The organism is Endozoicomonas sp. ONNA2, from assembly GCF_024606365.1.
In the GTDB taxonomy this organism is placed as follows: Bacteria; Pseudomonadota; Gammaproteobacteria; order Pseudomonadales; family Endozoicomonadaceae; genus Endozoicomonas.
In genome coordinates, this window is record NZ_JAHHPO010000679.1 from 1 (window position 1) to 1,119 (window position 1,119).

General features: G+C 45.0%; 1 protein-coding gene. It reads right to left on the reverse strand.

Annotated features, from left to right (window positions below; genetic code table 11):
• A partial coding sequence (locus KDK14_RS11940) for a hypothetical protein (RefSeq protein ID WP_257265348.1) occupies nucleotides 1–1,101 on the reverse strand: 1,101 nt, incomplete at its 3' end.
• Between the last annotated feature and the right edge of the window lie 18 nt (nucleotides 1,102–1,119).

The following is a 1,119-nucleotide window of genomic DNA, read 5'->3' on the forward strand; positions in this document are numbered from 1 at the left end:
TTGTAGGAACTCTTCCATCCAGTCATTGTTGTTGACCCATTCTGAATCGGTCGCAAATAAATCAAAATCCGGCGACAATAAATCAGAATCCGATTCCCAAATGTCAATGTCGTTCAGCCCAAGAGGGTCTTTTTTTCTGCATTCCAAGGCTGAATGCCAGGCGTTTTGTGTCTGTTTATCCACATCATGATGGTTAATCTTTTGCAGAACACTTATTAACTGCGGAAGTATCATCTCTTCCCGATAGGGTTCCAATAGTTCAAGTTCTCTATTCCCCAATATCGGAAAACGATCCAGCTCTTCCATTGCCGCTTCAAAGGTAAATTTCGGCCCTTGAATGCTCCTGGTGGAATCCTGGTCCCAAGGGGGTGTCGTGCTTGCAGGAGGTTGTTGCAGAGCGATTGCTGTTACTACGGGTGTTTTTGTTGCCTCAATCTGTACCAATTTTTCAGCCACTGCATTTTTAACGAGTTCAGGAACAACACCATCATTATCATTTCGGATAACCGGGCTGAGCGCCTTACATAAACTTGTGGTTAGCTGGCCGTTGCTGGCATAGTGTTCCAGAGATGACCACACCGCTGGCTTTAATGGTTTTTTGTATTTGATGATATCGATAATCATGGAAGGTGACAGCAGGAATGCTGCTTTTTTAGGCTCAGCTTTCCTGGTCTCTTTGGTTCTTGCTTTCATTTGGGCTAGTTTGGCCTCAAGCCTGATCGCATAGGGTTCCCGTTTGTCCTGAGGCTTTTTATACCATTGTTCTGTGAACTCGGTTGCCTTGAAAAAGGCGGTTAACTGTTGCAATGTCCAGTTCTTTATAACAAGGCCGGTATCCGTGAGGGTAAAATCCGGTTTTTGGAGTACAACCGGTTCACCATCGTGTGGCATGACAGTAAGCTTTTGATTCCTGAATTGATACTCTGTTTGTTTAAGCTCGAACAGTATGGCCGTGATAAAGTGCCACAGGCGTTTCTGGCCCAACATGACGTGATCACCATCAACAACCACGCCTCTTTCATCATCAGTTGACACCCGGTTTGAAAAGCAGAGATCCGGTATATCAATGTGTTCAGGCAGATAGTGGTTTGTCAGTAACATTCCTTCCAGCAACCGTTG